Annotated in this window: 8 protein-coding genes and 1 pseudogene; 1 reads left to right on the top strand and 8 read right to left on the bottom strand. The window is 65.1% G+C overall.

Annotated elements, in window-relative coordinates; genetic code table 11:
* The 4 genes from QZ213_RS22010 to QZ213_RS21995 form a co-directional block, all read right to left on the bottom strand.
* Positions 1 to 722, bottom strand: a 722-nt coding sequence (locus QZ213_RS22010; RefSeq protein ID WP_291688203.1) for a penicillin-binding transpeptidase domain-containing protein, incomplete at its 3' end; no start/stop codon positions are given.
* Between the two features lie 79 nt (positions 723 to 801).
* A complete protein-coding gene (locus QZ213_RS22005; RefSeq protein ID WP_291688202.1) occupies positions 802 to 1068 on the bottom strand; it encodes an EscU/YscU/HrcU family type III secretion system export apparatus switch protein in 267 nt (88 codons plus the stop codon).
* Positions 1065 to 2708 (bottom strand): flagellar hook-length control protein FliK, encoded by a 1644-nt coding sequence (locus QZ213_RS22000; protein WP_291688201.1) that lies wholly within the window; start codon positions 2706 to 2708, stop codon positions 1065 to 1067. The genes QZ213_RS22005 and QZ213_RS22000 overlap by 4 nt, the downstream gene beginning before the upstream one ends.
* 51 nt (positions 2709 to 2759) lie before the next feature.
* Positions 2760 to 3545, bottom strand: coding sequence for an ATP12 family protein (locus QZ213_RS21995; protein ID WP_291688200.1), 786 nt, complete (start codon positions 3543 to 3545; stop codon positions 2760 to 2762).
* Positions 3546 to 3626: 81 nt separating this feature from the next.
* On the opposite strand from QZ213_RS21995, the gene QZ213_RS21990 reads away from it, so the two are divergent.
* The gene (locus QZ213_RS21990; RefSeq protein WP_291688199.1) at positions 3627 to 4076 is read left to right on the top strand and encodes a hypothetical protein; all 450 of its coding nucleotides are present in this window, start codon (positions 3627 to 3629) and stop codon (positions 4074 to 4076) included.
* A 1-nt stretch (position 4077) separates the two neighbouring features.
* Here the strand turns inward: QZ213_RS21990 and QZ213_RS21985 are convergent, their stop codons facing one another.
* The 4 genes and pseudogenes from QZ213_RS21985 to QZ213_RS21970 all read right to left on the bottom strand — a co-directional run.
* Positions 4078 to 4380, bottom strand: a complete 303-nt coding sequence (locus tag QZ213_RS21985) for a hypothetical protein (protein WP_291688198.1) — start codon at positions 4378 to 4380, stop codon at positions 4078 to 4080.
* A 40-nt stretch (positions 4381 to 4420) separates the two neighbouring features.
* The gene (locus tag QZ213_RS21980; protein WP_291688197.1) at positions 4421 to 5623 is read right to left on the bottom strand and encodes an RluA family pseudouridine synthase; all 1203 of its coding nucleotides are present in this window, start codon (positions 5621 to 5623) and stop codon (positions 4421 to 4423) included.
* A 228-nt stretch (positions 5624 to 5851) separates the two neighbouring features.
* The gene (locus QZ213_RS21975; protein WP_291688196.1) at positions 5852 to 6493 is read right to left on the bottom strand and encodes a hypothetical protein; all 642 of its coding nucleotides are present in this window, start codon (positions 6491 to 6493) and stop codon (positions 5852 to 5854) included.
* A gap of 52 nt (positions 6494 to 6545) precedes the next feature.
* Positions 6546 to 7133: pseudogene (locus QZ213_RS21970) on the bottom strand (replication-associated recombination protein A); the annotation flags it as partial.

The following is a 7133-nucleotide window of genomic DNA, read 5'->3' as shown; positions in this document are numbered from 1 at the left end:
GTCCGGGCGTCGCCCTTCTCGGCCCAGCCCACCATCCAGCCCAGCGTCGGCTTGCCGATTTCGGCGCCGAGCAGACCGCTCTTGGCGCGGATCACGGTGTCGCCGGCCTTGCTGACCGGCAATACATCGCGCACCAGATCCTGGCTGCGTTTTGCGACCGGCAACACACCGCGCCGCAGCCGGTCGACGAAATCGACCTGCTGCACCGGATCGATGCGCAGATTGCCCGTCAGCCAGAACTGGTCGATGCCGCCGCCGATGTCGCGGTTGCCGTATTCGAAGAGATCGAGGTATTTCTGCATCCGCTCCGCGCCGATGCGCCGGGCGATCTCCTGATAGACCGGCACGGCGGATGCGGCGATCGCGCTGCGCATGGTGTGGTCGCGGTTCCAGGCCTCGATGCTTCTAACGACCCCGTCCCACTTGAAGACGTCCTTGTCGGGGTCGCCGACCACGCCGGTTTCCAGCGCGATGATCGAATTCGGGATCTTGAAGGTGGAGGCCGGCAGCTTCGCCTCGCCCGACCTGTTCTTGTCGCTGGCGATGATGAGATAATCGTCGACCTTGTAGCCGACGAAGGTTCCGACGGTTCCGACATCGAGAAAATGCTTGGCCAGGCTTTCGCGGATCTCGCTGCGCTGTGGCGCGACATCGGCAAAGCCGCGCGACGGCAACAAGCTCGCGGCGGCTAGCAGGCCGAGCGCACGGCGGCGATGGATCATTGGCAACATCCGGTGCTGGGAAAGACGACAGCGACGATGCTGACGACATCGTGGTAAAACGATGACATCGGGAAAAAGGCTAGCGAATCCGTCCCGACAGCCGCAGCACGAAGATCAGCACCTCGGCGACCGCCTTGTAGAGTTCGGCCGGAATTTCATCGCCGATTTCGACGTTGGAGAGGGCGCCCGCCAGCACTTCGTTCTCCTCGATCGGGATGTCATTGGCGCGCGCGATTTCGACGATCTTGGCGCCGATCGTGCCCTTGCCCTTGGCGATGACGCGCGGCGCGCCGGTTCTGTCGTAATGCAGCGCGACCGCGAGCTGGTTCCGCGTCTCCACGGTCATAGCGCGCGATCCAGGAAATGCCCGGCGCGGGCCGGCGCCGGTTGCGGGGGGGCGCCGTCGCGGATCACGATATCACCGGGGTGCAATTCGGCCTTGCTGAGCGCCTGGCTCAATTGCGCCGCGCCCGCGCGCAATTGCGCCGCGGTCGCCGGCCGCTCCGCCCACATCCGCACCGAGGTCTTGTCGCCGACGAGCGACACCAGCGCATGAACCGGACCTGCCGGCTCGACGTCGAGCGAGAACCGCGCCCGCCACACCCGTTTGGCGGCTTCGACCTCGTTGCCGCCGCCGTCGCGCGAAATTTCGAACTGCGCCATCGCGGTTCCCTGCGGCGTCAAAAACGGGATTTCGAAATTCCAGCGCGGCACGCCGGGATCCACGCGCGGACCGGTGGTGTCGACGCGATCGGGCAGCGAGGCCACCTGCAGCAGGGTCTGGCGCGCGATCGCGGCGTCGGTATCGCCGAGCAGATGATGCGCCGTCGTCGCCAGCGGCGCGTTGGACGCGATCGACGGTAAGGCCACCGGTTGCGCCGAGGGCAGCGCGCCGCGAAACGGCGGGGGCGGCGTGTTGGTATGGAAGGTGACGTCGTCGCCGCGGCCGTTTGGCGGCACTGCCGCCGGCAACGCGGCGTTGCCGACGATCCGCGGCATCGGCTGCAGCGTCTCCTGCAACAGGTTGAGCGCCGCGCCAGCCGTCAGCGTATGCGGCCCGGCATTGAGCAGCGTTTCCGGGAGCACGATCCGGGCGGTGCTGCCGGGTTGCGCGGGATCACCGGCTACCCGCATTTGCGCCTGCAGAATTTCCTGCGCCTCGATCTCCGGCGACAGCGATGGCGCCAGCGATGGCGACGACGCCGGAGCGGACGGCGGAACGGCGGATCCCGAGGTGAAAACAGCGGGGGCGCCCAGCGCGGCAGTCGCCGGCGCGGCGAGATGTTCAGCCATGCCGGCCGGGCCGAGCGAGGCCACCAGCGTCTGCCGCAGCACGATCAGCGCGGCCTTGAGATCGGGCATGCCGGAGCCTTGCGAAACCGATCCCGCTGCCAGCGAGGCCTCGAGCAGGATGCCGGATTTCTGGAAGGCGGTTTGGACGGCGCTGCCGGTCAGATTCTGATCGAGGCTGGTCTGCTGCGCCAGCACCTGCATCACGGCCTGCTGCAGTTTGGGCGGAAGACCGCTCGACCCGGCGACGGCGCCGAGATTGGCAAAAAGCGGCGCCAGGCTGTCCTGCTGGGCGGCCGCACTCTGTGCCGCAACCGAGACGGCGATGCGCTCCAGCGGCGTCAGGACGTTCCGCGCGGGCATCGCGGTGGCCGAGGGAGCCGCGGCATCGGCGATCGCACTTGATGTCAGTGTCACGGTGTCGCCGGATGCGGCCGCCGAGGCGCCCTGCCCGACCACCGCAAGCCTGATACCGTCCGGCGTCTGCGATACCGCAAGCTGCAGCGCCTGGCCGGCGGCAAGCGGGACTTCCGACAGCACGTCGATCGAAACGTTGGCGATCGCGATCCGCACCAGATTTTCGGTGAGAACCTGCAGCACCTGGGCGTCGACCACGCTTCCCGGCTGCAGCACGAGATCCGGCGCCGCGCTTTGGGCGGCAAGCACCGGAAGGATCGGAGTGACGGAAATCGACATGTTACGAACTCGCTGGGTTGAGAACGCTAGCCCAGCGTCGTAAACCTCTCGTTAACCGAGCACCGGATTCAACGATTTAAGGATGCCGGCGGCGGCCCTGAAATCGGCCAGCCGAGCAGCGCGCTTTGCCGCTACCTCCTCGTCCACGCCCCATTTCGCGATATTCCAGTCCTCGTCGACATGGGCGGCGGCCCAGGCCTGATCGGGATCCACGACCCCGCGCAAGAGCGCCAGCGCCAGCAGCGCCGAACCGGTCAGGGTCGTGATCACGTGCAGTGCGGCGATCGACCAGGGATCGCTGGGCAGCGCCGCCCGCGCCGCCGCGATCGCGGACTCGGGCTGTTGGACATGCACGATGCCCTCGGCGAGAATGAAATGCGCGCCGAGCGCATCGGCGGCCCAGAACAGCAGCGGATCCCAATGCGCGGCTTCCCGCGCCACCAGCCCCTCCGGATGGCCGGCGCGGTAGAACAGAAGGTCGGACTGGAAATACTTGGCCACGTCCTCGGTCACGGCGTCGACCCGGTCGACCACCGCATCGACGACGCTGTTGGCAAAGCGCGTCATCGGCATCGTCAGGGGATCGATGAACTCCTGCTGTGCGTCCCACTCCGCGACGATCGCGTCGGCGATCGCCCTGACGGGCACCACCATTTGGCGGCCGGAAGGCGTGCGGATCGGCTTGTCATCCAGCGTGATGGCAAAGCCGTCCTTGCCTTCGACGGCGCCGGCCCTGGCATAAAACCGGTTGCGCTTCGGCGTGCGCGCCGCGCGGCGCACCAGCTCCTCCGGATCGAGCAGCGATTTTCCCGCCACTTCTTCGAACAATTCACGCATGCGCTTCCCGGCTTCCGGTTGTCAGCGGTCACTATGTGCAAGAGTATGATAATAACAGGTGCAAATAAAGCCGAAGCGGCGATGACAAAGTTCCTTGCAGCGCTACTGGTTCTGCTTGCGGGCCCCGGCCTCTCGACCGCCGGGGCCGGATTCCGCTCGCCGGAATCGCTGGTCCGCAATGTCTACGCCTATTACGGCGACAGGTCGTCCGAGCTCTCCAGCGGGCTGCCACACGACCCCGCTACCGCGCGCCAGTTCTTCGATCCGAATTTGCGCGCCGCGTGGATTTCCCTGACGCACGAGCCCTATGATTTTCTGGTGCAGAGCCCGACCTGGAAGATCGGCGCCGTCGCCATCTCCATCCTCCGCAGGCAGTACGACAAGACCTATGTCGCGGCCGCCTTCACCAACCAGGGGCGCGCGGTCACGCTGAATTTCATCCTCGTCAACGGTCCCGACGGCTGGGTGATTTCGGACGTCGAGAGCCCGCACGATTCGTTGCGGATGTTTCTCACGCAATATCGAAACTGAATTATCGATTGGCGCAGGAGCGCGAATACGCCTCGCGCTCGCTTGGGCGCAGCCCGCTGGCGGCGGCGTTATCGAGGCACTTGCTGATCCGTTCGCCGAAGGAAGGCTGCGGCGCGGGCGCATAATTCGGCTGCGGCAGCGCGTCCAGCTGCGGGATCACCGGCACCTCGATCTTCGGCGGTGGCGGCGGCGGCGGCAACGGCGGGTTGAACTGCGAACCGCCGGGTGGAATGATTTGCGCGGAGGCTGTGCTTGCGAAGACGATCGCCGAAGCGATCGCGCAGACGATCGTTGTATGTTTCATGGAGGGTATGTCGTGATCCCTCCGCCAATCCGCAAATGAATTATTCTTCAGGCGCGTTCTCGATCGGATCGAACCGGTCGGCCTCGAGGCCGAGCAAATTCCAGGATTGCAGCATATGCGGCGGCAACGGCGCGGTGACGTCGATGACGCCGCCGCGCGGATGCGGGATCACGATCCGGCGAGCCAGCAGATGCAGCCGCTTCTGCAGGCCGCCCGGCAGCTCCCAGTTCTCCTTGTTGAAATATTTGGGATCGCCGATGATGGCATGACCGATATGCGCCATATGCGCGCGCAACTGATGGGTCCGCCCGGTGACCGGCTTCAGCGATACCCAGGCCAGTTTCTGCGCCGAGGTCTCCACCACGGCATAATAGGTCACGGCGTGGCTGGCGCCCTCGTCGCCATGGGCAGCGATGCGCATGATGGTGTCGTCCTCGCTCTCCTCCTTGGCGAGATAGGTCGAAATGCGGCCCTGCTTCGGCTTCGGCACGCCCGCCACCAGCGCCCAATAGACCTTGCGCGCCGAACGATGGCGGAACGAGCCGGTCAGCGCGGTCGCGGCGAAGCGGGTCTTCGCGACCAGCAGGCAACCCGCGGTGTCCTTGTCGAGCCGGTGCACCAGCCGGGGTTTCTGGCCCTTGGCGTCGCGCATCACTTCGAGCATGTCGTCGACATTCCGGGTGATGCCGGAGCCGCCCTGCACGGCCAGACCAGCGGGCTTGTTCAGCACCATGACGTCGGCGTCCTCGAACAGGATCATGTCCTTCAGCGCCTGAAGCGTCTTGGTTGCGGCCTCCGAGAGGCTTCCGGCGAAATGCGGCGCATCGAGTTTCAAGGGCGGAATGCGAATGCTCTGGCCTTCTTCCAGGCGGTCCTTGCTGTCGGCGCGCTTGCCGTTCACCCGCAATTCGCCTTTGCGGACGATGCGCTGGATGTGGGAGAACGACAGGCCGGGGAAGCGCGCCTCGAGAAAGCGGTCGACCCGCATGTTGTTCTCATCCGCCGTCACCACCACGGTCTGCACTTTGATCGGCAGGGGCGGCGGCTCGACAACGGGTTTGGCGGGCTCGGGCACGAAAGGCGCCGGTTTCGGCACGCGGGGCGCCGAGGCTGCGATCCGCGCAGCCGGCTTGCCGCCGGGGCGATGCGCCTGCGACCGCTCAGCTTGCGAGCCCCGGTACGGGCTCGCTCCCTTCGGGCGGTCGCCCCGGGGCTTCAGTGGTCTCTTGACGCGACGGCTCATGGTGGTTGCGGCTCCGAATTAAGCCGTTGGGTAGCGCAAAAGCGGTCCACCGTCACGGCGAAATCGGAACAAATTCCGTGCAGGATCAGCCATGTTAGGCGAAATAACTGACAAATCAGGGGAGCGCAGGGGATGGCGTTCGTGAAAACGGCTTGGGCCTGGCTTGGGCCGTGGTGCGGTGAAATCCCGAATTTCGTGCAGACCGGCAATAGCCGCTACGACGACACCTCAGAAAAGGAGAACCTGCGCGTCGGCCGACATCTGCGGACGCACGTCATCCGGAAGCAGCGCCAGGCTGCCGGTATCGGCTTTCAACAGCTGTTTGACCGACTCTCCGACCGATTTCGTCGCATCGCTGTACATAAAGCGCACCGAACCCGGCGATCCCTTCCTGGCATCACTGAGCTCCGAATAGTCCGAGTAGACGGACGTCGCCTGATAGCCTTTTTTCAGCAATTGGTTTTCCAATTGCTTGGCGAGGGTCTTCTGCGCGGCGGAGTAGACGACAATAACGGTCTGGCTGCGATTGGTGCCGAATTCCGCCGATGGCGGCGGCGCGGGAGCCGCGGCCGGAGCGACCCGCCTGCCGAGGTCGGCAAGCGCCGACTTGATGTCCTCGAGCCGGGCGTTGATGCTTGCCGCTTGCTGGGTGACCTGCTCGGTCGTCGCCTGGCCGGAAAATTCGATCCCCAGGCCCTTGAAATTGAAGATCGAAAGCGCGGGGATGACGAACAGCAACGCGCCAAACGCCAAAAGAACGGCGAACGTGTTTGAAACGCTCGGATTGCGCAAAATCGCGATCAGGCAGACGGCGATCAGGATGGTTCCGCCGATGATGGGCGAGATCTTGATGAGGAAATCCGCTGTCATCCGCGCCCCCGCCATCCTAGAAGCCGGAGACTAATACAACCTCAGGATTGATTCAACCTTCACGCTGTTTGCGCAGCTTCGCCCAGTAATCCAGCCGTTTCCGAATCTCGCGCTCGAATCCGCGATCGGGCGGATCGTAAAATGTCTGGTGGCCGAGCGCGTCCGGGAAATACTCCTGGCCGGAAAACGCTTCCGGCGTGTCGTGGTCGTATTCATAGCCGCCGCCATAACCTTCCGACTTCATCAGTTTGGTCGGCGAATTCAGGATATGTTTCGGCGGCAGCAGCGAGCCGCCCTCCTTCGCCGTGCGCATCGCCGCGCCAAACGCCGTGTAGGCGGCGTTCGATTTCGGCGCAGTGGCGAGATAGATGACGGCCTGCGCGATCGCGAGTTCGCCCTCGGGAGAGCCGAGGAAGTCGTAGGCGTCCTTGGCGGCGTTACAGATCACCAGCGCCTGCGGGTCGGCCAGCCCGATGTCCTCGATCGCCATGCGGACGACACGCCGCGCCAGGAACAGCGGGTCTTCGCCGGCGTCCATCATGCGCGCGAGATAATACAGCGCCGCATCCGGATCGGAGCCGCGCACCGACTTATGCAGCGCCGAGATCAGGTTGTAATGGCCGTCGGCGGACTTGTCGTA

The sequence above is a fragment of the Bradyrhizobium sp. genome, assembly GCF_017881085.1.
GTDB lineage: Bacteria > Pseudomonadota > Alphaproteobacteria > Rhizobiales > Xanthobacteraceae > Bradyrhizobium.
This window is presented reverse-complemented; position numbering and strand designations above follow the sequence as displayed.